This window comes from Streptomyces sp. NPDC086989 (genome assembly GCF_044745505.1).
In the GTDB taxonomy this organism is placed as follows: Bacteria; Actinomycetota; Actinomycetes; order Streptomycetales; family Streptomycetaceae; genus Streptomyces.
Genome location: NZ_JBIVAL010000001.1, coordinates 191,156 through 214,208, shown reverse-complemented (window position 1 = coordinate 214,208; position 23,053 = coordinate 191,156). Strand labels below are relative to the sequence as shown.

The following is a 23,053-nucleotide window of genomic DNA, read 5'->3' as shown; positions in this document are numbered from 1 at the left end:
GCGGCTCCGCTCACATCCGGGGGTCGGGCTTCAGGAGGGCGAACACGGCGCCGGACGGGTCCGCCACCCACGAGATGCGCCCGACGTCGGGCACGTCGGCCGCGGGCATGAGCACCGATCCGCGGTTCTCCTTGACCGCGCTGACGGTGGCGTCGACGTCCGCGACGTGGAAGTACGGCACCCAGCGCGGCTTCTCGACTCCGCCGCCCGCGCCCTCGCCCATCGGTGCGACGCCGCCGAACGAGGTCTGCTGCTGGTCGCCGTCCGCCAGGCTCAGCACGCGGTAGGTCATCCCGGGCGTCTGCATCTCCTGGCTGCGCCAGCCGAAGACGCCGCGGTAGAACTCGATGGCGGCGGCGGGGTCGGGTACGTGCAGTTCCGCCCACACCAGGGAGTTCTCCTCGGAGACGCGCCCCAGCCCGGCGGTCTTGCCGGGCTGCCAGACGGCGAACTCCGCTCCCTGCGGGTCGGTGGCCTGCGCGAGCCAGCCCTCGCCCATGACGTCCATGGGCTCCATCCGGATCTCCCCGCCGCCGGACCGGACGGCCGTGACGGTGGCCTGCACGTCCGGGCTCATGAAGTGCACCATCCAGGCGGTGTTCGCACCGTCCTCGGTGAGCGGCCCGAGCGCGGCGACGGTCTTGCCGTCGATCTGGAAGAACCCGTAACCGCCGGCCTCGGGGCCCAGCGCGGTGAAGGACCAGCCGAAGACCGCGGTGTAGAAGGCGGCGGCGCCGTCGGTGTCGGGGCTGCCGAGGTCGAGCCAGACGGGCGATCCGGTGCGGAAGTCGGTGCCGAGCATGCGCATCCTCCTGGGTGACGGGTGGGGCCGTGGATCGGGGCCGGGGGCCACGATGCCGACGTCTCCCGGGGCTGTCCGGCGTACGGGTCCTGCGGGGGCGGTGGTTCACCCGTACGGGCGAACAGCGGGCCCCGCGCTACAGGCGGTGCAGGATGGTGACGTCCGGGCCGCCCGGGCCGCCCGGATCGCGATCGACGTAGAACAGCTCGGGCCGGTCGGCCGTGCCCGCCACCTCCCAGTCGCCGAAGCGGCAGCCCTCGATCGTGAGCGTGACGCGGTCCCGCGGCCCGCGGTGGAAGGGGCCGCCGGAGTCGCGCTGCGGCTCGAACCTCCACGTCCCGGTCCCCGAGCAGCTGTCCCACACTCCGATGTGCCCCCCGGCCAGCGGCAGATTGCCGGCCTCCGCCGCGCCGTCCTCGCCCAGCCGCAGGCGGTACGCCCCGCCGGCGCCGGTCCACTCCCCGACGTAGCGGCTCCGGTCCAGCCGGGGCGCCTCGTACGCGTGCCAGCGGGTCCGCTCCAGGAGGAAGCCGCCGAAGGCGGCGAGGAGGAGGGCGATCCCGGTGACGGCGCCGATCCGGGCCGCCATCGCGCCCCACCCCAGGAACCGGTGGCGCGCGTACCAGGCCGCCGTCACCGGGAGCAGCCCGGTGCCCGCGACCCAGGCCGCCGACCGGCCGAACGGGACGTCCCACAGGGCCGCGGCCCCCCACGCGTAGGGCGCGGACACCGCGGCGGCGCCCACCGCCGCCCGGGCCGCCGCCCACCGCGCGGTGCCCAGGAGCCGTGCCAGCGCCATCGCGGGGAGGGTGAACAGCAGCCAGTGCAGGTACGCGGCGAGCACGACCAGGAGGAGCACCCGGGGCGCGTAGGAGAGGGCGCCTCCCGCGAAGCCCGTGCCGTGGTCGTCGCGCATGCCGGCGGTGGCGAGGAAGACCGCCCCCGCCACGACGAGCTGCGCCATGAAGGCCAGGTCGGCCCCGGTCGCCAGGTGTGACCACCGTCCGGCGCGGACGGCCGGAGCCGGTTGCGGAACCGGATCCGGCCCTGGCTGCGGAACCGGCTTCGGCCCGTACGCCTCTGATGTGCCCATGGCCCCCACCCCCACCGATTGAACACGTTCAATCACTCGGGACGATACACCTTTCCGGGTCGCCGGCCCACGCCCCTTCCCATCTGACGGCTCGTCAGCTTCAATCGGGAAGGTGATGGGACACGCAGGGATGGCGGCCACCGTCGTCCGATACCTCAGGTCAGTCGGCTCCCCCACCTCCGCCCCGACGGAGCGGGACCCGGACCCCGGCCACGTCGACGCGCTGCCGCGCCCCGATCTGCGGGCCGTCGGCGACGACGAGCGCGCGCCCGTCAGTCCCGCCGAGTTCCGTTCCGTGCTCGGGAACTTCGCCAGCGGGGTCACCGTCATCACCGCCCCGCCCGCCGAGGGCCAGGACGGGCCCGCCGGCTTCGCCTGCCAGTCCTTCGCGTCGCTGTCCCTGGACCCGCCCCTGGTCACGTTCATGGTGGCCCGTACGTCGACCACCTGGCCGCGGATCGCTCGCGCCGGGGTGTTCTGCGTCAACATCCTGGGTGCCGGTCAGGGCGAGCTGTGCCGGGCCTTCGCGATGAGCGGCGCCGACAAGTTCGCCGGGGTCGCCCACGCCCCGGCCCCCGTGACCGGGTCGCCCCGGCTGGCCGCGGTGCCCGCCTGGATCGACTGCCGGATCCACGCCGTGCACACCGGCGGGGACCACCTGATCGTGGTCGGCCGGGTCGAGGCCATGGGCGCGGACGGGGAGGGCGAACCGCTGCTCTTCCACAAGGGCCGCTTCGGCCGCTTCAGTTCCTGACCGACCGCACCGCGGACACCCTCGTCACGAGGCGGATGCGCCGTGCTGCACGGGCCCCCGCACCCGCCCTGCCTGCCGCACGCCCGGGCCGGCGTGCCCGGGCCGGCCGCCGAGGGACCGGGCCGGCCCTGCACGCCGGGGCCGGCCCTGCCGTCGACGGTGAGGCGGTCGCCCCGCGTCAGAACGTGAGCACCCCGCGGGCCACGCGGCCGTGGTGGGCGTCGTCGACGGCCTTGGCGAAGTCCTCGACCGGGTAGACCTCGCTGACGAGTTCGTCGAGCAGCAGCCTTCCCTGCCGGTAGAGCTCGGCGTAGAGGGCGATGTCGCGCTGCGGGCGGGAGGAGCCGTACCGGCAGCCCATGATGGTCTTGTCGAGGTACATGGACGAGACCTGGAACGAGGCCTCCTCCGTGAAGCCGGGCACGCCGAGCAGGACCGCCTGTCCGTGCCGGTCGAGGAGGTCGACGGCCTGGCGGATCAGCTTCACGTCGCCGACGCACTCGAAGGCGTGGTCGGTGCCCGTCGGCAGGATCTCGCGGACCGCCGCCGAGGTGTCCGCCACGGCGGAGGCGTCGATGAAGTGCGTGGCCCCGAACTGCCGGGCCACCGCATCCTTGGCCGGGTTAGCGTCCACCGCCACGATGCTGCCCGCGCCCGCGATCCGGGCGCCCTGGATCACGTTGAGCCCGATGCCGCCGGTGCCGATGACGACCACCGACTCGCCGTGGTCGACGCGGGCCCGGTTCAGCACGGCCCCCACACCGGTCAGGACGCCGCAGCCGATGAGCGCCGCCGAGGTCAGCGGGATGTCGGCCGGGATCTTCACGGCCTGGACGGCCTTGACGATCGTCCGTTCCGCGAACGCCGAGTTGGAGGCGAACTGGAACAGCGGCTTCCCGCCCCGGGAGAACGGCTGTCCCGGCATCCCGATGGCCTTGCGGCACATGGTGGGCCGGCCCCGGTCGCAGTCGGCGCAGGCCCCGCAGTTGGCCAGGGTCGACAGGGAGACGTGATCGCCCGGCGCCACGTGCGTGACCCCGGTCCCGACCGCCTCCACCACCCCCGCGCCCTCGTGCCCCAGGACCACCGGCGGCGGGAACGGTATCGTCCCGTCGATCACCGACAGGTCGCTGTGGCACAGTCCGGCCGCCGCGATCGCGACCAGCACCTCCCCCGGCCCCGGGTCGCGGATCTCCAGATCCTCGACCACCTGGACCTGCTTGCCGTCGAACACGACGCCTCTCACCTGGGCTCCTTAGGCAGGCCGAGCACGCGCTCGGCGATGATGTTCCGCTGGATCTCGTCCGAGCCGCCGTAGATGGTGTCGGCGCGGGTGAACAGGAACAGGCGCTGCTCCTCGTCGAGTCCGAGTTCGTACGGCAGGCCCGGCGCCCAGTCCGCGGGCCCGGCGCAGGCCGGGGCCCCGCGGACCTCCACCGCCAGCTCGCCGAGCCGCCGGTGCCAGCCGCCCCACAGCAGCTTGGCCACGCTCGGCGCACCCGGATCGCCCGTGGTGCCCAGGGTCCGCAGGGCGTTCCAGCGCATGGTGCGCAGCTCGGCCCACTGCCGTACGAGGCGTTCGCGCAGTACGGGGTCCCCGGCGCCCGAGGACAGGTGGGACCCCACCACCCGCTCCAGCTCCGCCGCGAACCCGATCTGCTGGACCAGTGTGGAGACCCCGCGCTCCAGGGCGAGCAGTCCCATCGCCACGGTCCAGCCGTTGCCCTCCCCGCCGACGACCTCCGCCGCCGCCGCTCCGTCGAAGAACACCTCGTTGAACTCCGAGGTCCCCGACATCTGGCGGATCGGCCGGACCTCGACCCGGCCGGGCTGGTCCATCCGTACGAGCAGGAACGACAGCCCCCGGTGGCGCCGGGAGCCGGGTTCGGTGCGGGCCAGGACGAAGCACCAGTCGGCGTCCCGGGCCAGGGAGGTCCAGATCTTCTGGCCGGTGACGCGGAGGGACCCGTCGCCCGCGTCCCGTACCGCGCGCGTACGGATGCCCGCGAGGTCGGATCCGGCGCCCGGCTCGCTGTACCCCTGGCACCACAGCTCCTCGCCGCGCGCGATGGCGGGCAGGAAGCGGCGGCGCTGCTCCGGGGACCCGTACGCGATCAGGGTCGGCGCGAGGAGGTTCTCGCCGATGTGGCCGACCCGGCCGGGGGCGCGCAGCGCCGCGTACTCCTCGGCCCAGACGACCTGGCCCGTGAGGGAGAGCCGCCGGTTGCCGTAGTCCTCGTCCGGCCCCGTGTTCCAGCCCTGGCCGATCCAGCCGCCGCGGCCGAGTTCGCGTTCCCAGGCGCGCCGGGTGTCGATGCCCTCGTGTTCGCTGCCGGGTCCGCCGCGGCCGAGGACCTGCGCGTACGGGCCCACGAGGTGTTCGGTGAGCCAGGCGCGGGCGCGGGCGCGCAGTTCCTCGTCCTCGGCCCCGAAGCTGAAGTCCATGGTCGTCGGGGCTCCCCTACGCGTTGGGGCGGTCCTTGGCGGCCGCCGCCTTGGCCATGGCCTCCAGCTGCGCCAGCATCGGCATCGGATCGGTGCCGACCGTTGCGGGCAGGAAGTCGGCGATCCTCTCGGGCGTCCAGGAGCCTTCGGCGTAGCCGGCCCGCAGCTCGCGCGGCTGTGCCCAGACGGCGATCTTCGGGCCGGCGATCGTGTAGACCTGCCCGGTGATCCTTTCGCCGCCGACGGCGACGGCCCTGTCGGACAGCAGGTAGGTGACCAGGGCCGCGACGTCCTCGGGCTCGCCGATCTCCTTGAGCTCCATGGGGACGTTGGCCGACATGCGGGTGCGGGCGACGGGTGCGACGGCGTTGGCGGTGACCCCGTACTTGGCCAGGCCCAGGGCGGCGGAGCGGACGAGGGAGATGATCCCGCCCTTGGCCGCGCTGTAGTTGGCCTGGGCGACCGAGCCCTGGTGGTTGCCGCTGGTGAAGCCGATGAGGGTGCCGGCGCCCTGGCGGCGCATGACGGCGGAGGCGGCGCGGAAGACGGTGAAGGTGCCCTTGAGGTGCGTGGCGACGACCGGGTCCCACTCCTCCTCCGACATGTTGAACAGCATCCGCTCGCGCAGGATGCCGGCGACGCACACGACGCCGTCGATGCGGCCGTACTGCGCGAGGGCGGTGTCGACGATGCGCTGGCCGCCCGCCATGGTCGAGATGTCGTCGGCGACGGCCACGGCCTCGCCGCCGGCCGCGGTGATCTCTTTGACCACGGATCGGGCGATCTCGCTGGTGGGCTCGCCGCCCTCGATTCCGACCCCGTAGTCGTTGACGACGACCCTGGCCCCCTCGGCGGCGGCGGCGAGTGCCACGGCCCGTCCGATACCCCGGCCCGCCCCGGTGACGGCGACGACCTTGCCTGCCAAGAAGTTCCCCACGCCCGACCCCTTCCCGCGTTTTCTGACGGACCGTTAGATTCTTGGGCAGGCGGACACGGCTGCACAAGCCCCCGTTCACATCTCCCCGCGACAAGGAGCCGATGAGGCCATGGGCATGCCCCCCGCGTTCCACGACATCGCCAAGCGCGTCAACAACTGGGGCCGCTGGGGCGCCGCAGACGAGATCGGCACGCTGAACCTGATCACCGACGAGGTCGTCCGGGCCGCCGCCGCCGAGGTCCGCTCGGGGCGCCGGATCCCGCTCGCGCTCCCGCTCAAGGAGGACGGGGTCCAGGCCGGCCTGATCCCCGGCCGCATCAACCCGCTGCACACGATGGTGCAGATCAACCAGGAGCTCTTCGGGCCGGGCACGGTGGCGTGCAGCGACGACGCCGTGACCATGGGCCTCCAGGCCGGGACGCACTGGGACGCCCTCACGCACGTCTCGCACTCGGGGAAGATCTACAACGGGCGCCCGGCCGGCACCGTCACGGCGCACGGGCGCGCCGAGTTCAGCGGCATCGACAAAGCCGGGCACATCGTCTCGCGGGGCGTCCTGCTGGACGTGGCCCGCGCGAAGGGCGTGGACCGGCTGCCCGGCGGCCACGCGGTGACCCCCGAGGACCTCTCGGAGGCGGAGGAGTTCGGCGGGGTGACCGTGCGCGCCGGGGACGTCGTCCTGATCCGCACCGGGCAGATCCAGGTCTACCTGGCGGGCGACAAGCACGGCTACGGCTTCCCCTCGCCCGGGCTGTCCGTCCGCACGCCCGAGTGGTTCCACGCGCGGGACGTGGCGGCCGTCGCCAATGACACCCTGACCTTCGAGATCTTCCCGCCGGAGATCGACGACCTGTGGCTGCCGGTGCACGCCCTGGACCTGGTCGAGATGGGGATGCACCAGGGCCAGAACTGGAACCTCGAAAAGTTGTCCACAGCCTGTGCAGAAGAAAACCGGTACGGCTTTCTGCTCTCGGCCATGCCCGAGCCGTTTGTCGGCGGCGTCGGCACCCCGGTCGCCCCGGTGGCCGTCCTCTGAGTGACCCCGCACGCGCTGCCGAACCGCCGGGCGGCCCGCGTGGCCGGCCGGTCCGGCGGACCGGCCGGTCCGGCGGACCGGCCGGCCACGCCCGTGGCGGCCGGTCCGCGGTCGGCGCCCTCAGCGGTAACGGGCCGCCGCGGACGCGAAGGCGGGAGCCTCGGCGGGGGTCAGGGCGGCGACGGAGACCCAGGAGAGGTCGGCGAACTCGATGTCCATGCGGCCCTTGTGGGACAACCCCGCGGCATTCGCCCGCACGACGGTGACCGCCGACCGCGGGACCTCCCAGTACTGCTTCATCACGGGCGTCGACTGCCACAGCGGCGAGACGTCCGTCAGGGCGAACCAGCGCCGGTCCGTCACCACCAGGACGTCCGTCGCCGAACCACGCGCGCCGGCCCGGTCGATCAGGAACCGTCCGGCCGCGCTCTGCCAGCCCCCCTCCATGCCCTGGCCGTCCGCCGGGCCGGGGGCCCGTTCGCCTGAATCCCGGCGCGGGTCGTGCCCGCGGGCCTTGAGGAGCTGCTGGAGGGAGCGCGGGAGCTTGTCCTCGATCCGCCGGCCGAGCGCCACCGGCTCCGGCGGCGCGAGCAGGTCCTCCGGCGGACTCGGCACCCCCGGGGCCGGTTCGCAGGCACATACGGCGATCAACCGCTCTTCGGGCTGCAGGAATTCCTCGGCCTGAAGACGCCTGTCCTGGTTCAACGCGCTTGCTCCTACTGCTGAGTAACGTCGAGTGCGTCCCCAATTGTTCTCGAAGCGGAATCGTGCGTTACCACCGGCCCCGGCATGAGCCCGCGGGATGCATCCCGCGGGCCGACGCCGGTGCCCGGAACGGCCGTTACTGTCGCGGCATGGACACCTCATCAGGGAAGACGGACGGGGGGCGGCCGGCACTCCGGTGGCAGACCGCGGCCCTCTGGGCGGGCGCCGCACTGGGCACCCTCGCACTGTCGAACGTCGCGCTCCGGGTGCCCCTCGGCGTCGGGGACCGCCTCTTCGACGTCGGGCCGCTCCTCGCGATCACCGGGCTGGTGACCGCCGCCCTGCTGCTGCGGCGCGCACCGCTCACCACCCTGTTCCTGATGATCTTCGACGCATATCTCGTGATCTTCCTCGGCCGCACGCCCGGGCTCACGACCGCCCTGGTGCTGCCCGCCGCGGTGGCGCTCGGCGTGGTCGCGGCCACCCGGTCGCGCCGGGTGACGTGGCCGGCCGTGGCCCTGACCGTCCTGCTGCTGCTCACGGCCCAGTTCGCCCAGCCCGTGACCGGCTCCGCCCGCGTCCTCACCCAGAGCCAGCTGCCGCTCGTGGTCCTGGCCTGGCTGATCGGGGACTCGGTACGGCGCGGCCGCGAGTCCGCCGCGCAGGCCCACGCCCGCGCCACCGAACAGGCCCTCACCGACGAGCGGCTGCGCATCGCCCGCGAGCTGCACGACATGGTCGCCCACAGCATCGGCGTCATCGCCATCCAGGCCGGGGTGGGCAGCCGGGTCATCGACACGCAGCCCGCACAGGCCCGCCAGGCCCTGGGGGCCATCGAGACCACCAGCCGCGAGACCCTCGCCGGGCTGCGCCGCACACTGGTCGCCCTGCGCCGCAGCGAGCCCGCGTCGCTGGCGCCCGCACCGGGCCTGGACGGCATCGACCGGCTCGCCACGGCCGCCGCCGGCGACACGGGCGTCCGCGTCGACGTGGTGTGGTCGGGGCGGCGGCGGCCGCTGCCGTCCGACGTCGAACTGGCCGCGTTCCGCATCGTGCAGGAGGCGCTGACCAACGTGGTCCGGCACGCGCGGGCCGGGACGTGCCGGGTGGGCATCGCGTACGGGCCGGACGAACTGACCCTGGAGATCAGCGACGACGGGCGGGGCGTCCCGGAGGGCTCTGCGGCCGGCGCCGGTTTCGGCATCACGGGGATGCGCGAGCGCGCCACCCTGCTGAACGGCCGGTTCGAGGCCGGCCCGCGGCCCTCGGGCGGCTTCCGGGTGGCGGCGGCCCTTCCCCTGGAACGGGAGGAGGGGCGATGAGCGGCACCCGCATCCGCGTCCTGCTCGCCGACGACCAGCCGCTGGTGCGGTCGGGGCTGCGCGTCCTGATGGCCGACACCCCGGACCTGGAGGTCGTGGGCGAGGCCGCGAACGGCGCCGAGGCGGTCCGGCTGACCGCCGAGCTGGCCCCCGACGTGGTGGTGATGGACATCCGGATGCCGGAGATGGACGGCATCGAGGCCACCCGTCGGCTCACGGCCGGCCCGGGCGCCGCCCGGGTGCTGATCCTGACCACCTTCGACGAGGACGAGCACGTGTACGGGGCGCTGCGCGCCGGTGCGAGCGGTTTCGCCGTGAAGGACATGGCGCTGGACGACCTCCTCGCGGCGGTTCGGGTGGTCGCGGCGGGCGACGCCCTCATCGCGCCGGGCGTCACGCGCCGCCTGATAGCGGACTTCGTCGCGGGAAGGGCGCCCGGCCCCGGTCCCGAGCGGGCCCCCGCGATCACCGGGCGGGAGCAGGAGGTGCTGACGCTGGTGGGGCGGGGCAGGTCGAACAGCGAGATCGCGCAGGAGCTGTTCATCACGGTGGCGACGACGAAGTCGCACGTGGCGCGGCTGCTGACGAAGCTGGACGCCCGGGACCGGGTGCAACTGGTGATCAAGGCGTACGAGATGGGGCTGGTCACGCCGCCCCGGTGAAGGCGGCGCGGTCCAGCGGGTGGCGGCGTACGTTCGTGCGCGCCCCGAGCGCGGCACGGCAGCCGCCACCCCACGACCCGCACTCGTCAAGGTCTGCCCTTGGCGTCCCCTCGCGACGAATCGCTCAGTACAAGGGTGATCAACAGTTGACGAACCGTCAACACCTCGTTAGAGGTACACGCGCGGTTCCCGTGTCGACCCACATGTCCTGTTCGAGCCTTCACCCCGTTCGGTTGCGCAGTCCGCGGAGTGGTCGGCGCGGTCGACCTCGCACCAGATCCGCTTGCCGGCACCCTCGCGCTGCCAGCCCCAGCGGTCGGCCAGTCCGTCCACCAGCTCCAGCCCGCGCCCGCCCGTGTCGTCCCCGGCGGCCTGCCGCCGGGCCGGGCCGCGGGCGCTGGCGTCGGCGACCTCGACCCGTACGCCCGGTTCCCCGAAGAGCATGCGCAGGACGGCCGGACAGCCGGTGTGCACGACCGCGTTGGTGACCAGCTCGGAGATCAGCAGGATCAGCGTCTCGGCGAGCGGTTCGTCGTCCCCTATGCCCGACCCCGCCAGCCGGGACCGCGCCCAGCGGCGGGCCCGGCCGACCTCGGCGGGGTCCGGCCCTACCTCCAGCTGTACCTGAAGCACCTGCACCGCTCACACCATCCGAACCGGCGGACACTTCGCCTCGCGACAGGACGGGATCACCGAGCGTGATCCCCTTGTGGAGAAGCATGGTTGACATACAGTCACCACAACAAGCGCTTCGGGCATATTCCAGCGCGAAGGAGTAGGCATGGTGCATACTGCGCGTCGCCCGCGCTGCTCAACCGCTCGCATTCCCGGGAGCGTACCGGAGCAGTCCCCCGTCCCCGGGCCTCAAGGGGGCGGGCCAAGGACACAAACCGATATCAACTCTCTGTAATCGGACATGCGTCCCGCGTCGTCCCGGCCGTGCCCCGCTCCGTGACCGTGAGCTACCCCGCGGCGGCCTCCGCCTGCGCCAAGAGCTCCGCCGCGAGCACTTCCTCGGCCTCCCGCGCCGTCCGCCACTGCTCGGCGCGGACCCAGGCCCGTTTGAGGTGCAGGTGGACGTCGGCCTCCCAGGTGAACCCCATGCCGCCGTGCACCTGCAGGCAGTCCCGGGCATTGCGGACGGCGGCCTCGTCGGCCAGCAGCTTGGCCCCGGCCACCTCCGCCGGGTCCGCGGTCACCGCCGCCGCGTAGAGCGCCGTACGGGCCACCTCGGCCCGCACCAGCATCTGCGCGCACAGGTGCTTGACCGCCTGGAACGCCCCGACCGGCTGCCCGAACTGCTCGCGCTCGCGCCCGTGGCGCACCGCCATCTCCACCGTCCGCGACGCGCTCCCGACCTGGAGGGCGGCCGTCAGCAGCGCCCCCTCGTCGCGGTACGCCTCCGCGCCGGCCGGCACGGAGGCCACCCGGTGCAGCGGGGTCAGCGGGTCCGCGGAACGCACCGGCTCGCCCGCGGGGAGCGACGGCGCGCCGAGCACCGCGTCCGCGTCCCCGAGATGGGCCACCAGCGGTCCGCCCAGGTCGAACGCGGTGACCACCGCGGTGCCCTCCGCCGCCCCCGGGACCGTCCCGGCCGCCAGGTGGGTGGCGACCAGCGGCCCCGGCAGCAGCGCCCGCCCGGCCTCCTCGAAGACGAGGACCGCCTCCGCCGGCCCGAGCCCGACCCCGCCGTCCGCCTCCGGGAGCCGCAACGCGAAGAACCCGGCCTCGCCGAGCCGGCGCCACAGCTCCCGGTCCACCGCCCCGCCGGACTCCACCGAGGCCCGCAGCGCCTCGCGCCCGTACCGGCCCGCCAGCAGGTCCCGTACGCCGGCCCGCAGGTCGCGCTGCCCGTCCGTCAAGCGGAAGTCCACGGCCCTCACCGGCCCTTCGGGAGGCCGAGGATCCGCTCGGCGACGATGTTGCGCTGGATCTGCGAGGTGCCCGCCGCGATCGTGTAGGAGAGGGAGGAGAGCCGGTCCGCCACCCATTCCCCCTCCAGCGCCAGGCAGTCCGCGCCCAGCACCTCGGCGGCGGCGTCGTACAGCTCCTGCCGGGCGTGCGAGTAGGCGAGCTTGAAGACGGAGCCGCCGACGCCGGGGACCCCGCCGCGGGCCTCGGCCTCGCTGACGTTCCACTGGGTGAGCCGCCACAGGGCACCGAACTCCCCGTACAGCCGCCCGAGGCGGCGCCGGAGCACCGGATCGTCCCAGCGGCCGTTCGCCCGTGCGGTGCGCGCGAGCGCGCCCAGGGTGCGGCGGCAGGCCACGACCTCGCCGACGAAGGCCGTCCCCCGCTCGAAGGAGAGGGTGACCATGGTGACGCGCCAGCCGTCGTTCTCGTCCCCGACCCGGTTCGCGACGGGCACCCTGACCTCGTCGAGGAAGACCTCCGCGAACTCGGTCGAGCCCGCGAGCGTGCGCAGCGGCCGTACGGTCACCCCGGGCGCGTCCATCGGCATGGCCAGCCACGAGATCCCCCGGTGCTTGGGCACGGTCTCGCTGACGGGGTCCGTGCGCACGAGGAGCTCGCACCAGTCGGCGACCTCCGCGTGCGAGGTCCAGATCTTCGAGCCGGTGATCACGTAGTCGTCCCCGTCGCGCACGGCGCGCGTGCGCAGGGCGGCCAGGTCGGAGCCAGCGCCGGGCTCGCTGAACCCCTGGCACCACACCTCGTCGCCGCGCAGGACGGGGGGCAGCCAGCGCGCCCGCTGGGCCGCGGTGCCCTCGGCGGCGATGGTCGGGCCGGCGTGCAGCAGACCGACGAAGTTGGCGCCGACGTACGGGGCACCGGCCCGCTCGGTCTCCTCCAGGAAGATCAGGTGCTGGGTGGGGGTGGCTCCGCGTCCGCCCGCGTCCACGGGCCAGTGCAGCCCGGCGTACCCGGCGTCGTACAGCCTGCGCTGCCACCCGGCGTCGTACGCACGCCGGCCCGGCCAGTCGTCGGGGGACGGCCGGGCGGGCAGCTCGGGCAGGGTCTTGCCGAGCCATGCGCGCAGCCGGGCCCGGAACTCCTGCTCCTCCTCGGTGTAGGCCAGGTCCATCAGCGGCTCCTGCGGTCCTGGTCGAAGGACAGGCCGAGCATGCGGATGGCGTTGCCGCGCATCAGCTTGTAGACCGTCTCCTCGTCGAGGCCCTTCACGTGGTCGAGGGCGACCTCCCTGGTGTGCGGGAACGTCGAGTCCACGTGCGGGTAGTCGGTCTCGAAGGTGGCGTTGTCGCGGCCGACGACGTCGAGCGAGGCGATGCCGTGCTTGTCGCGGAAGAAGCAGCAGAACACCTGCCGGTAGTAGTACGTGGACGGCGGTTCGGGGATCAGTCCGCGCACCCCGCCCCAGGCCCGGTGTTCCCGCCAGACGTCGTCGGCGCGTTCGAGGGCGTACGGGATCCAGCCCATCTGGCCCTCGCTGTAGGCCAGCTTCAGCGTGGGGAACCTGACGAGCACGCCGCTGAACAGGAAGTCCATCATCGAGGCCATGGCGTTGTTGAAGCTGAGGGAGGCCTGGACGGCGGGCGGCGCGTCGGGGGAGGCGGCGGGCATCTGGGAGCTGGACCCGATGTGCATGTTGACGACGGTCCCGGTCTCCTGGCAGACGGCGAAGAAGGGGTCCCAGTAACCGGAGTGGATGGAGGGGAGTCCGAGGTGGGTGGGGATCTCGGAGAAGGTCACCGCGCGGACCCCGCGGGCGGCGTTGCGCCGGATCTCGGCCACGGCGAGGTCGATGTCCCACAGCGGGATGATGCAGAGCGGGATGAGCCGGCCCCCGCTGTCGCCGCACCACTCCTCGACCATCCAGTCGTTGTAGGCGCGGACACAGGCGAGGGCGACCTCCTTGTCGTGCGCCTCCGCGAAGGTCTGACCGCAGAACCGGGGGAAGGTCGGGAAGCAGAGCGAGGCCTCGACGTGGTTGAGGTCCATGTCGGCGAGGCGCGCCGTGGGGTCCCAGCAGCCGCGGCGCATCTCCTCGCGGGTGATGCCTTCGAGGGTCATGTCGTCACGGTCGAAGCCGACGGCGGCGATGTTGCGCTTGTACGGGAACTTCAGGTCCTCGTAGATCCACCAGTCGGTGGGCGGGCCGTCGGGGTCCATGGAGATCACGTACTTGCCGCCGGTGTATTCGAGCTCGCCGATGCCGGCGGTGAGGGGCTTGGGCCCGCGGTCCCGGTACTTGGCCGGCAGCCAGACGTCGAAGAGGTGCGCGGGTTCGATGACGTGGTCGTCGACGCTGATGATCCGAGGCAGTTCCATGGTGTCCCCTCGCCGCAAGCCGAACGAATCTGATGGATCGTCAGAAACAAGCTAGCTCCGCCACCCCTGGACCGACAAGCGCCGGAGCCCTACGCTCTCCGCTTGATCTGACGTACCGTCAGCAAAGGGGAGGTCCTGGGATGTCGGGCAGCAGCACGGACGGAGCGGACGGCGAGCGACCGGCGGGAAGCACGGACGCCCCGGGCCCCTCGGGCACCTCGGCCACCCTGGGCACCTCGGCCACCTCAGCCACCCTGGGCACCTCGGCCACCCCGGCCACCCCGGCCGCCAGGGCCGTCGCGGAACGGCTGGGCCGCTCCCCCACCCTGTGGGAGCTGATCGTCCGGCGGGCCGCGCTGACCCCCGGCGCACCGGTGCTGATCCAGGCGGCCGACGACCCCGCCGACGACCGCACCCTCACCTTCGCCGAGCTCCGCGACCGCTCCGAACGCGTCGCCGCGGGCCTGCACGGCATGGGCGTGCGCCCCGGCACGGTCGTCGCCTGGCAACTGCCCACCCGCATCGAGACGGTCCTGCTCTCGCTCGCCCTGGCGCGGATCGGAGCCGTCCAGACCCCTGTGATCCCCTTCTACCGCGACCGCGAGGTGGGCTTCGCGCTGCGCGAGTCGAAGGCGGAGTTCTTCGCCGTCCCGGGCGTCTGGCGGGGCTTCGACCACACGGCCATGGCCGAGCGGCTCGGCGCGCGCGGCGTCTTCCGCGTCCACGAGGCGGGCAGCCTCCCGGACGGGGACCCGGCCGTGCTCCCCCCGCCGCCGCGCGACGGGGTGTCCGTACGGTGGATCTACTGGACCTCCGGCACCACCTCGGACCCCAAGGGCGTCCTGCACACCGACCGCTCACTGATCGCGGGCGGCGCCTGCCTGGCCCACGCCCTGCAGCTGAGCCCGGCCGACGTCGGCTCGATGGCCTTCCCCTTCGCGCACATCGCCGGCCCCGACTACACCGTGATGCTGCTGCTCTACGGGTTCCCGGCGGTCCTGTTCGAGAAGTTCGCGATGCCCGACGCCCTGGACGGGTACCGGCGCCACGGGGTGACGGTCGCGGGCGGCTCCACGGCGTTCTACTCGATGTTCCTCACGGAGCAGCGCAAGGACCCGTCCACCAGGCTGATCCCCAGCCTCCGCCTCCTGGCGGGCGGCGGCGCCCCGAAGCCGCCGGAGATCTACCACGCCGTCGTCCGCGAGCTGGGCTGCCAGCTCACCCACGGCTACGGCATGACCGAGGTGCCGATGATCACGATGGGCGCCCCGGACGACACGGCCGAGAACCTGGCGACGACGGAGGGCCGCCCCCCGGCGGGCATGTCGATCCGCATCACGGCGCCGGACGGCACGCCCCTGCCCCCGGACACGGACGGGGAGGTCCGGCTGCGCGGCGAGGCGGTCTGCCAGGGCTACCTCGGCCGGGACCGGCACACCGGCTCCCCGGACGTGTTCGACGCCGACGGCTACCTGATCACGGGCGACCTCGGGCACCTCACGAAGGACGGGTACCTGGTCCTGACGGGCCGCAGCAAGGACGTCATCATCCGCAAGGGCGAGAACATCTCCGCGAAGGAGATCGAGGACCTGCTGCACCGGCTCCCCGCGGTGGCCGACGTGGCCGTCATCGGCCTCCCCGACCCGGAACGCGGCGAACGCGTCTGCGCGGTCGTCGAACAGCCCCCGGGCGCGGCCCCGCTGACCCTGGCCGAGGTGACCTCGTACCTGCGCTCGGAGGGCCTGTCCCCCCACAAGCTCCCCGAACAACTGGAGCTGGTCGACGCCCTCCCCCGCAACGACGCCCTCCGCAAGGTCCTGAAGTACAAACTGCGCGAACGCTTCGCGTAGGGCGGGGGCATCGTGCGGTCCGACCGGCCGGCGCGGCGGATCCGCCGGGCGGCGGGGGCGGTCTGCCGCACGGCGGTCCGGGGACGGGCGGCTACGCGTCCGGGGCCTCGACGCCGCAGTAGGCCGCGAACGCCGACAGGATCTCGTTCTCCGAGATGCGGCCGTCGCCGTCCTCGTCCAGGGCCGTCGCCACCCGGCCGGCCAGTTCGTCCGGGGTGCCCAGGACGCGCAGGACGCGGGCCGCCGCCGCCGGGGTCGCGCCGCCGCCGTCCTCGTCGGCCACCGCGATCACCGCGCGCAGGAACGGCCGCGCGATCTCCGCGAACCGCTCCGGGTTGTCCCGCAGCCGCTTCGCGGCGCCGGTGATGTACTCCTCGCGGGTCACCCGCTGGTCCCCGTCGACGTCCGCGATCCCGGCCATCCCCTGCCAGAACGCCTCCGCGCCCGCGAAGACGGCCTGGCCCTTGTCGGACCGCGCGGTGGTGCCGAATTCCGCCAGCACCGCCTTCGCGGCCGCACTGAAGTCCTCGCGATCGATGTACCCGTTCCCGTCCTGGTCGAAGGCGGCGAATCGGGCGGCGATCTTGCGCTCGTATTCTGCGCTGTCCATATTCGGTGTTCCGCCTTCACATGTGCGGTGGGGTGCTGTTCAAGACAAGGCAGGAGCGTAAGGCCTACGTGGCCTGCCCGTTAAGCGAAGTCGTCAAGGAGGTGGCCGCATCGAACCCGCGCACGGGGAGCGCGGCGGGGCGCGTACACCTGTGCCCATGTGCCGCTTCCCGTCCCACGGTTCACCGCACGCATCGCACCTATCACGCAGGGCACTCTCCCAGGGGCGGGTTCCCGCAAAACGGGCGGGAACCCGCCTGTGCCCATTACATTCAATGCGTCGACACACGGCTGGGGGCAGTTATGCCGAAGGACGTACCACCGCGCTGGGACCGCCGCATGCAGCAGCGTCTCGCCCGCGGCGAGGCAGCCGCGCTCGGAGAGCTGTACGACCGCTTCGCCTCGCTCGTGCACGGCCTGGCGCACCGGGTCCTCGGCGACGAGAAGGCGGCGGACCGGATCACCCGCGAAGTGTTCGGCTACATCTGGGAGAACCCCGACGCCTACGACCCCAAGCAGGGCTCCCTGCGCTCCTGGGTCGCCCGGATCGCCCAGAGCCAGGCCGTGGCCCGGCTGCGCCAGGCCGAACGGGGCCGCGGCTCGCGCGAGGAGCTCGAACAGAAGGTGCGCAGCGCCAGCGCCGCCGCCCGCGCCGACTACATCGTCACCTCCATGCCCGCGCCGCTGCGCGCCGCCCTGGAACTCGCGTACTTCAAGCGCCGCGACTATCGGCAGGCCGCCGCAGACCTCCAGATCAGCGAGGACGAGGCCCGGCGCCGGCTGCGCCTGGGCCTCCAGCTGCTGTCGACCGCCAACGTCCTCCCGCAGGAGGGCGCCGCTCCGCCCGGATATGGAACACCCCGATGAACGGCCCCGCCGACCCGACCGACGACGGATTCGAGGAGCAGCGCCCCGAGGGTCCGCCGCGCATACCGGGTCCGCGCGGGGCCGCAGACGACCTCGATCCACGGCACGCCCCGGATCCGCTGCCCGAGCCGTCGCCGGAGCCGCCGTCCGGGGCGCCGCCCCGGACGCCGCCCCAGGTGCCGTCCGAGCCGCAGCCGCCGCGGACCCATGCCGTGCTCAAGTCCCTGCTCGGCGCGTGGGCGCTCGCGGCGTGCTCCGCCGAGGAGACCCAGGCGGTGGAGGACCACCTCACCGAGTGCGCGCCCTGCGCCGAGGAGGCGCTGCGGCTGCGTGACGCGGTGGGTCTGCTGCACCCCGAGGAAAGCCTGGACCTCAAGCCGCTGCTGCGGTCGCGCGTGCTGGAGGACTGCCTCGGCAAACGGCCGGCCCGCATCCCGGTCCCGGCGTGGGCGACACCGTACGACACGGAAACCGCTCGGCTCGACGCGCTGCTACGGGACTTCGGCGACTCGGAGTGGCAGACCCCGGTCCGGCTGAAGTGGTTCGAGGAGGAGCGGCGGCGAACGCGCCGGACGACGGTGGCCGGGGTGATCGGGCACCTGCTCACGGTGGACGGCCTGATCGCGACGGCCCTGGGCCTGGACGACCCGCTGGGCCCGGAGGCACCGCCCGGCGCGACGGCCCGTACCGAGCACTACTGGAGCTCCGCCGCGCAGCCCCTCACCCGGCAGATCCGCGAGCCGTGGCGTGAGCAGGGGCACACGCTGGTGCGGACGGTGTCGTTCGCGGGGCGCGGTGTCGGCGAACTGGCGGTGGACTACGGAGCCTTCGCCCTGCCGCTCGGGGACGCGTTCCTGGAGCGGGCCTTCGAGTGCTGGGTGCACGCCTGGGACATCGCGGAGGCGGTGGACTACCCGTACGACCCGCCGTCCGGACCGCACCTGAACCGGATGATCGACCTGGCGGCACGGCTCCTGCCGAGCGCCCTCGCGCACCGGCGGCGGGCCGGACTCGCCGCTCCGGCGCGCGGCCTCGTCGCCGCGGGCGCTCCCGGCCGGACCCTGCACCTGGAGATCGAGGGCGCGGGCGGCGGCAGCTGGGACATCGCCCTGGACTCCCCGGCGGCGAAGCCGTCCGCGGAGCACACGGTGGCCCGGATCGCACTGGACGGCGCCGAGTTCTGCCAGCTGGCCGCGGGCCACATCTCCCCGGAGGAGGCCGCGGTGGGCCAGCACGGCGACCGCGAGGCCATTCGCGACGTCCTCTTCGCGGCGGCTTCGCTGAGCCGGCTCTAGGCCCGCCCGCCCCGCGGTGTCCGGGCCCCGGCCCGGACCCGCCGCGGCCCGGACACCGCGGGGGCCGGGGAGGCGCCCCGGGTTACGCGAAGACGACCGTGCGGGTGCCGTTCAGGAGCACGCGGTGCTCGCTGTGCCACTTCACCGCGCGCGCCAGCGCCTGGCACTCCACGTCGCGTCCGATCGCCACCAGCTGGTCGGGCGTCACCTCGTGGCCGACGCGCTCGACCTCCTGCTCGATGATCGGGCCCTCGTCCAGGTCGGCCGTCACGTAGTGCGCGGTGGCGCCGATCAGCTTCACACCGCGGGCGTGCGCCTGGTGGTAGGGCTTCGCACCCTTGAAGCTGGGCAGGAAGGAGTGGTGGATGTTGATGATCCGCCCGCTCAGCTCCTTGCACAGGGTGTCCGACAGCACCTGCATGTACCGGGCCAGGACCACGAGCTCCACGTTCTCCTCCCGCACCAGCGCCAGGAGCTGCGCCTCCGCATCCGCCTTCGTCTCCTTCGTCACCGGGATGTGGTGGAAGGGGACGCCGTACGAGCGGACCAGCTCGGCGAAGTCGGTGTGGTTCGAGACCACGGCCGCGATGTCGACCGGCAGCGCGCCGATGCTCGTACGGAACAGCAGGTCGTTCAGGCAGTGGCCGAACTTCGACACCATCAGGACGATCCGCATCCGGTCGTCGGAGCGGTGCAGCTGCCAGTCCATCCGGAACGAGTCGCCGATCGCGGCGAAGCTGGCCCGCAGCTTGTCCAGCGTCACCGGAGCGTCGGCCGAGAAGTGGACCCGCATGAAGAACAGGCCGGTGTCGTGGTCGCCGAACTGCCGGCTGTCCTCGATGTTGCACCCGGTCATGAACAGGTAACTTGACACGGCGTGCACGATGCCCTGCTTGTCCGGGCATGACAGGGTCAGTACGTACTGCTGGGGGGCCTGGGCCTGCGGGTCGTCGCTCATGACCCCACAGCCTTTCACACCGCGCGGGTGAGGATCCTCAGCACTTCCAGCGACGAAGGCGCAGCGTCCGGTTCGTCCCCGTCCGCGGTGGCCAGTCGTACGTGCGCCTCGCGTGCGGCGCGCACCGCCTCGGGCCAGGCGTGGTGTTCCAGGTAGGCGGAGACGGGGGCGTCGGGCCCGACCTGGTGCAGGATCCGCAGCACCCGCAGCACGGCGAGGTCCACGAGCGCGGCCTCCTGTGCGTCGCGGAAGATCGTGCCGACGTACTTGTCCGCGGACCAGCTGTCGAGCCAGGTGTCCTCGACGAGGCGGTACACGGCGTCGGTGACGTCCCCGTACCCCTCGACGCCGGCGAGCCAGGTCTCCTCGTGGAAGACCGGGTCGGAGAGCATGTGAAGCGCGGAGCGCACGTTGCTGCGCCAGCGCCACCACGGCATGTCGTTCAGGGGCATGCCGCCCATGGTGGAGGAGCGGCCGCCGCGACGGGAAGAGTTCTTCGAACCTTGGGCGAATGTCACGCTTGCGATCGTACGTTCACGGATTGGGCGATCTTGAAGCACCTGTGTGCAGCCGCTCCCCGGCAATTCACCTTCACGTCACTCTTTGTTGTGGCCCTCTCACTCTCCAGTTACCCGCGGGGCGGAAGTGTGCGTGGACATGACCGAATGGCGACGCACGGCTTCCTTCTCGCGCACCCTGGCGGCAACGACGATGGGCGCCTGTCTGGTCGCCGGATGCGGGGTGCTCCCCGGGGGCTCGGGGGGCTCCGGGGACACCATCACGGTCATGACCTTCGCGCCGCAGGACACCAGCGCAACCAATATGCCCGGCATGCCCGGTATGGCCAAGGCTTATGAGGCCTGGATCAATTCCAAGGGCGGTATCAACGGTCACAAACTGCGCGTACTGACCTGCAACGAGAAGAACACCCCCAACGGCGCCGCCGACTGCGCCCGCAAGGCCATCAACGAGAAGGCCGTCGCGGTCGTCGGCTCGTACAGCCAGCACGGACGCGCCTTCATGGCCCCGCTGGAGGCCGAGGGCATCCCCTTCATCGGCGGGTACGGAGTCTCCTCCGAGGAGTTCCAGAGCACCCTGTCCTACCCCGTCAACGGCGGCCAGCCCGTACTCCTCGCCGGGGCCGGCCACCAGCTCGGCCGGGCCTGCAGCCAGGTCGCCATCGTCCGCCCGGACACCCTCGCGGGCGACTCCATGCCGATCCTGCTCAACGCCGGCCTGAAGGCCAACAGGATGGGCGACGCCAGCGACATCCGCGCCGCCGAGGACTCCGCCGACTACATACCGCAGGCCCGCGAGGCACTGGCGGACTCCTCCGGCACCAAGGACCGCGGCTGCGTCACGGCCGTGCTCGGCCAGCGCACGGAGACCTTCTTCGACGCCTTCCGCCGCGAGGACAGCAAGCACAGGAACCCGCAGATCTCCTCGGTCCTCGGCAGCGTGAGCCAGGCCGTCGTCGACCGCACCGGCGGCAAGGAGAGCCCCTTCGAGGGCGCGTACGTCACCAGCTGGTACCCGGTGTCGACCGACCCGCTGTGGGACCCGATGCGGAAGGTGATCTCCGACTACGCCTTCGGCAACGACGCCGTCGATCCGGACGACAGCGGGACGCAGACCACCTGGATCGCGTACACGGTCCTCAGCGAGACCCTGAAGCGGTTCAAGTCCGGCGAGGACGTCACGGCACGCACGGTGGCGCGCAGGCTGAACCAGGAGGAGCCCGTCAAGACGGGCGGCCTGACCCCTGACCTGAGCTGGCGCTACAAGGACATGCGCGCCGTCGCCGGCTTCCCGCGCATGGTGAACGGGCGGGTCACCTTCCAGGTCGTCCAGACGGGCCGGCTCGTCGCCCAGCAGGGCGAGCAGTCCATGGACATGACCCAGACCCTGGAGCAGGCGCCCGCCGCGGCGTAGGCGCGGGCGCACTGCTCGGGGCTCGGGGCTCGGCGCTCGGGGCCCCGGCTCCGGGCTCCGGGCTCCGGGCTCCGGGCTCCGGCGGTGACTACAGCTGGGACTTGTCCCGCTTGGTGAGGCCGTACTTGGCCGCGATCGCGTTCCACAGGCCCGCGGCGGACTCCTTCGCCCGGGTCGCCTCGCCGCTCGCCTTGTTGCCGTTGGCGGCATTGCCGGTGTTCTTGGCCTGCCCGTCCTTGCAGCCCTTCTTGTCGCCGGCGGTCTCGTCCGCCCAGGCCGCGTAGTTGTTGTCGGCGGACGCGGAGGACTGCCAGGCCTTGGTGAGCGCCGCGGCCAGCTTCGCGTTGTCGGGGAGCTTGTCCATCTTGGTGTCCTGGAGCCGGGTGACGAGCTCGTCGCGCTGGCGCGCGGCGTCGCGCAGGTCGTTCGCCGCCTGGCCGAGGTTGCGGCAGCCCTTGATGTCGTCGACCGCGCGGATCACGGCGGCGCGGCTGTCGTTGCTGTCCGCGAGGAGCTTGTCCAGCTGGACGGCCTGGGACCGCGCCGGATCCACCGGCCCCTCGTCGGCCGCCGGCACCGAGCTCCCGGCGCTGGGCGTCGCGGCCGCCGACGTGGGGTCGTTGTTCTGCTTCTTGCCGTCACTGAGCAGTGCGCCGACGCCGAGCCCGACGACGACCAGGCCGATCACGACCGCGGCGATCACGCCGGCCGGCACGCGCCGGGACGTCTCCGGCGGGGGCGCGGGCGGCGCGTACTGCGGGTGCTGCGGTTGCTGCTGCGGCCCGGCCGGGGGCGGTACGGGGCGCTGCCCGCGCGGCGGATAGCCCCGCGGCGGCGGCTGCCGCAGCACCGGCTCCTGGATGGGCGGCAGCTGGCGCGTCTGCCCGTCGTCGGCCCCCTCGCTGCGGAACAGCGCGTCGAACCCGTCGGTGCCGGGGACGGGCGGGATGTGCTGGGTGGCCGCCTCATGGTGCGCGGGAGCCGCCGGCACCGGCGGGATGTACTGCGTCGCCCCCTCCCCCGGCCCCGCCCCCGCGGGAACGGGCGGGATGTACTGCGTCGCCGCCTCATGCTGCGCCGCAGCCGCCGGCACCGGCGGGATGTACTGCGTCGCCCCCTCCCCCGGCCCCGGCCCCGCGGGAACGGGCGGGATGTACTGCGTCGCCGCCTCATGCTGCGCCGGCACCGGCGGGATGTACTGCGTCGCCCCCTCCCCCGGCCCGGGCCCCGCGGGAACGGGCGGGATGTACTGGGTCACCGCCTCGGGCAGCGGCGGGTAGCCGTACCCGTGCGGTTGCCCCGGCCCCTCGTAGCCGGGGCCCACGACATGGCCGGGCGCCGACTGAGCCGGGGCAGGCGGCTGCTGCGGGGGGTGCGGGTACGCCGGGTCCGGGCCCCACGGCGCACCGGCCTGCGGGGCGGCGTGCCGGCCGCTCCCCTGTCCGCTCTCCGTCACCGGGACTCCTTCACCGACTTTTCCGATACTCCGAACTACGGAACCGTCGGCTCACGCTACCCGGTCACCCCGCCCCCGTCAG

Annotated in this window: 22 protein-coding genes; 8 read left to right on the top strand and 14 right to left on the bottom strand. The window is 73.1% G+C overall.

Annotated elements, in window-relative coordinates; translation table 11 throughout:
* Positions 1-10: 10 nt before the first annotated feature.
* Positions 11-802, bottom strand: a complete 792-nt coding sequence (locus ACIPK4_RS01060; RefSeq protein WP_402308218.1) for a VOC family protein — start codon at positions 800-802, stop codon at positions 11-13.
* Between the two features lie 136 nt (positions 803-938).
* Entirely contained in the window at positions 939-1,895 is a 957-nt protein-coding gene (locus ACIPK4_RS01055) for a hypothetical protein (protein WP_402308216.1), read from the bottom strand.
* Between the two features lie 130 nt (positions 1,896-2,025).
* On the opposite strand from ACIPK4_RS01055, the gene ACIPK4_RS01050 reads away from it, so the two are divergent.
* Positions 2,026-2,649, top strand: a complete 624-nt coding sequence (locus tag ACIPK4_RS01050; RefSeq protein WP_402309049.1) for a flavin reductase family protein — start codon at positions 2,026-2,028, stop codon at positions 2,647-2,649.
* A 178-nt stretch (positions 2,650-2,827) separates the two neighbouring features.
* Here ACIPK4_RS01050 and ACIPK4_RS01045 read toward each other — a convergent pair whose 3' ends face one another.
* From ACIPK4_RS01045 to ACIPK4_RS01035, 3 genes are read right to left on the bottom strand one after another with little or no spacing between them, the layout of a single operon-like run.
* A complete protein-coding gene (locus ACIPK4_RS01045; RefSeq protein ID WP_402308213.1) occupies positions 2,828-3,895 on the bottom strand; it encodes a Zn-dependent alcohol dehydrogenase in 1,068 nt (355 codons plus the stop codon).
* Positions 3,892-5,094, bottom strand: a complete 1,203-nt coding sequence (locus ACIPK4_RS01040) for an acyl-CoA dehydrogenase family protein (protein ID WP_402308211.1) — start codon at positions 5,092-5,094, stop codon at positions 3,892-3,894. Before ACIPK4_RS01040 ends, ACIPK4_RS01045 begins: the two co-directional genes overlap by 4 nt.
* A gap of 16 nt (positions 5,095-5,110) precedes the next feature.
* Entirely contained in the window at positions 5,111-6,031 is a 921-nt protein-coding gene (locus ACIPK4_RS01035; RefSeq protein ID WP_402308209.1) for an SDR family oxidoreductase, read from the bottom strand.
* Positions 6,032-6,140: 109 nt separating this feature from the next.
* Between ACIPK4_RS01035 and ACIPK4_RS01030 the strand changes: the two genes are divergently transcribed.
* Entirely contained in the window at positions 6,141-7,067 is a 927-nt protein-coding gene (locus ACIPK4_RS01030; RefSeq protein ID WP_402308206.1) for a cyclase family protein, read from the top strand.
* Between the two features lie 120 nt (positions 7,068-7,187).
* Here the strand turns inward: ACIPK4_RS01030 and ACIPK4_RS01025 are convergent, their stop codons facing one another.
* On the bottom strand, positions 7,188-7,772 hold the full coding sequence (locus tag ACIPK4_RS01025) for a hypothetical protein (protein ID WP_402308204.1): 585 nt from the start codon (positions 7,770-7,772) through the stop codon (positions 7,188-7,190).
* 149 nt (positions 7,773-7,921) lie between these two features.
* Between ACIPK4_RS01025 and ACIPK4_RS01020 the strand changes: the two genes are divergently transcribed.
* Both ACIPK4_RS01020 and ACIPK4_RS01015 read left to right on the top strand, forming a co-directional pair.
* Positions 7,922-9,094 carry a sensor histidine kinase gene (locus ACIPK4_RS01020; RefSeq protein ID WP_402308201.1) on the top strand — a complete coding sequence of 391 codons (1,173 nt, stop codon included), beginning with the start codon at positions 7,922-7,924 and terminating at the stop codon, positions 9,092-9,094.
* Positions 9,091-9,756 (top strand): response regulator, encoded by a 666-nt coding sequence (locus ACIPK4_RS01015; RefSeq protein ID WP_402308198.1) that lies wholly within the window; start codon positions 9,091-9,093, stop codon positions 9,754-9,756. The genes ACIPK4_RS01020 and ACIPK4_RS01015 overlap by 4 nt, the downstream gene beginning before the upstream one ends.
* Positions 9,757-9,924: 168 nt before the next feature.
* Here ACIPK4_RS01015 and ACIPK4_RS01010 read toward each other — a convergent pair whose 3' ends face one another.
* The 4 genes from ACIPK4_RS01010 to ACIPK4_RS00995 form a co-directional block, all read right to left on the bottom strand.
* Positions 9,925-10,395, bottom strand: coding sequence for an ATP-binding protein (locus ACIPK4_RS01010; protein WP_402308196.1), 471 nt, complete (start codon positions 10,393-10,395; stop codon positions 9,925-9,927).
* Between the two features lie 323 nt (positions 10,396-10,718).
* Entirely contained in the window at positions 10,719-11,630 is a 912-nt protein-coding gene (locus ACIPK4_RS01005; protein ID WP_402308193.1) for an acyl-CoA dehydrogenase family protein, read from the bottom strand.
* Positions 11,631-11,635: 5 nt separating this feature from the next.
* Positions 11,636-12,799 carry an acyl-CoA dehydrogenase family protein gene (locus tag ACIPK4_RS01000; protein ID WP_402308191.1) on the bottom strand — a complete coding sequence of 388 codons (1,164 nt, stop codon included), beginning with the start codon at positions 12,797-12,799 and terminating at the stop codon, positions 11,636-11,638.
* On the bottom strand, positions 12,799-14,004 hold the full coding sequence (locus tag ACIPK4_RS00995) for an amidohydrolase family protein (RefSeq protein WP_402308189.1): 1,206 nt from the start codon (positions 14,002-14,004) through the stop codon (positions 12,799-12,801). Before ACIPK4_RS00995 ends, ACIPK4_RS01000 begins: the two co-directional genes overlap by 1 nt.
* Positions 14,005-14,144: 140 nt before the next feature.
* Between ACIPK4_RS00995 and ACIPK4_RS00990 the strand changes: the two genes are divergently transcribed.
* Positions 14,145-15,854, top strand: coding sequence for a class I adenylate-forming enzyme family protein (locus tag ACIPK4_RS00990; protein ID WP_402308186.1), 1,710 nt, complete (start codon positions 14,145-14,147; stop codon positions 15,852-15,854).
* Positions 15,855-15,945: 91 nt separating this feature from the next.
* Here the strand turns inward: ACIPK4_RS00990 and ACIPK4_RS00985 are convergent, their stop codons facing one another.
* A complete protein-coding gene (locus tag ACIPK4_RS00985; protein ID WP_402308183.1) occupies positions 15,946-16,464 on the bottom strand; it encodes an EF-hand domain-containing protein in 519 nt (172 codons plus the stop codon).
* 302 nt (positions 16,465-16,766) lie between these two features.
* On the opposite strand from ACIPK4_RS00985, the gene ACIPK4_RS00980 reads away from it, so the two are divergent.
* Positions 16,767-17,330, top strand: a complete 564-nt coding sequence (locus ACIPK4_RS00980; protein ID WP_054223986.1) for a sigma-70 family RNA polymerase sigma factor — start codon at positions 16,767-16,769, stop codon at positions 17,328-17,330.
* A complete protein-coding gene (locus tag ACIPK4_RS00975; protein WP_402308180.1) occupies positions 17,327-18,625 on the top strand; it encodes a zf-HC2 domain-containing protein in 1,299 nt (432 codons plus the stop codon). Before ACIPK4_RS00980 ends, ACIPK4_RS00975 begins: the two co-directional genes overlap by 4 nt.
* A gap of 82 nt (positions 18,626-18,707) precedes the next feature.
* Here ACIPK4_RS00975 and purU read toward each other — a convergent pair whose 3' ends face one another.
* Together purU and ACIPK4_RS00965 are read right to left on the bottom strand one after the other, a co-directional pair.
* Positions 18,708-19,583 carry a formyltetrahydrofolate deformylase gene (gene purU / locus ACIPK4_RS00970; protein WP_376196542.1) on the bottom strand — a complete coding sequence of 292 codons (876 nt, stop codon included), beginning with the start codon at positions 19,581-19,583 and terminating at the stop codon, positions 18,708-18,710.
* A gap of 14 nt (positions 19,584-19,597) precedes the next feature.
* The gene (locus ACIPK4_RS00965; RefSeq protein WP_054223983.1) at positions 19,598-20,044 is read right to left on the bottom strand and encodes a hypothetical protein; all 447 of its coding nucleotides are present in this window, start codon (positions 20,042-20,044) and stop codon (positions 19,598-19,600) included.
* Between the two features lie 196 nt (positions 20,045-20,240).
* Here ACIPK4_RS00965 and ACIPK4_RS00960 point away from each other — a divergent pair, with 196 nt between their 5' ends.
* Entirely contained in the window at positions 20,241-21,515 is a 1,275-nt protein-coding gene (locus ACIPK4_RS00960; protein ID WP_402308177.1) for an ABC transporter substrate-binding protein, read from the top strand.
* Between the two features lie 88 nt (positions 21,516-21,603).
* Here ACIPK4_RS00960 and ACIPK4_RS00955 read toward each other — a convergent pair whose 3' ends face one another.
* The gene (locus ACIPK4_RS00955; RefSeq protein WP_402308174.1) at positions 21,604-22,971 is read right to left on the bottom strand and encodes a hypothetical protein; all 1,368 of its coding nucleotides are present in this window, start codon (positions 22,969-22,971) and stop codon (positions 21,604-21,606) included.
* Positions 22,972-23,053 lie beyond the last annotated feature (82 nt).

What these genes read in the sequence shown, in the direction of transcription:
- ACIPK4_RS01000 (WP_402308191.1), bottom strand. Translation starts at nt 12,799, where the DNA reads ATGGACCTGGCCTACACCGAGGAGGAGCAGGAGTTCCGGGCCCGGCTG.
- ACIPK4_RS01030 (WP_402308206.1), top strand. Translation starts at nt 6,141, where the DNA reads ATGGGCATGCCCCCCGCGTTCCACGACATCGCCAAGCGCGTCAACAAC.
- ACIPK4_RS00975 (WP_402308180.1), top strand. Translation starts at nt 17,327, where the DNA reads ATGAACGGCCCCGCCGACCCGACCGACGACGGATTCGAGGAGCAGCGC.
- ACIPK4_RS01040 (WP_402308211.1), bottom strand. Translation starts at nt 5,094, where the DNA reads ATGGACTTCAGCTTCGGGGCCGAGGACGAGGAACTGCGCGCCCGCGCC.
- ACIPK4_RS01060 (WP_402308218.1), bottom strand. Translation starts at nt 802, where the DNA reads ATGCTCGGCACCGACTTCCGCACCGGATCGCCCGTCTGGCTCGACCTC.
- ACIPK4_RS00990 (WP_402308186.1), top strand. Translation starts at nt 14,145, where the DNA reads ATGTCGGGCAGCAGCACGGACGGAGCGGACGGCGAGCGACCGGCGGGA.
- ACIPK4_RS01050 (WP_402309049.1), top strand. Translation starts at nt 2,026, where the DNA reads ATGGCGGCCACCGTCGTCCGATACCTCAGGTCAGTCGGCTCCCCCACC.
- ACIPK4_RS00980 (WP_054223986.1), top strand. Translation starts at nt 16,767, where the DNA reads ATGCCGAAGGACGTACCACCGCGCTGGGACCGCCGCATGCAGCAGCGT.
- ACIPK4_RS00995 (WP_402308189.1), bottom strand. Translation starts at nt 14,004, where the DNA reads ATGGAACTGCCTCGGATCATCAGCGTCGACGACCACGTCATCGAACCC.
- ACIPK4_RS00985 (WP_402308183.1), bottom strand. Translation starts at nt 16,464, where the DNA reads ATGGACAGCGCAGAATACGAGCGCAAGATCGCCGCCCGATTCGCCGCC.
- purU (WP_376196542.1), bottom strand. Translation starts at nt 19,583, where the DNA reads ATGAGCGACGACCCGCAGGCCCAGGCCCCCCAGCAGTACGTACTGACC.
- ACIPK4_RS01015 (WP_402308198.1), top strand. Translation starts at nt 9,091, where the DNA reads ATGAGCGGCACCCGCATCCGCGTCCTGCTCGCCGACGACCAGCCGCTG.
- ACIPK4_RS00965 (WP_054223983.1), bottom strand. Translation starts at nt 20,044, where the DNA reads ATGGGCGGCATGCCCCTGAACGACATGCCGTGGTGGCGCTGGCGCAGC.
- ACIPK4_RS01055 (WP_402308216.1), bottom strand. Translation starts at nt 1,895, where the DNA reads ATGGGCACATCAGAGGCGTACGGGCCGAAGCCGGTTCCGCAGCCAGGG.
- ACIPK4_RS01020 (WP_402308201.1), top strand. Translation starts at nt 7,922, where the DNA reads ATGGACACCTCATCAGGGAAGACGGACGGGGGGCGGCCGGCACTCCGG.
- ACIPK4_RS00960 (WP_402308177.1), top strand. Translation starts at nt 20,241, where the DNA reads ATGACCGAATGGCGACGCACGGCTTCCTTCTCGCGCACCCTGGCGGCA.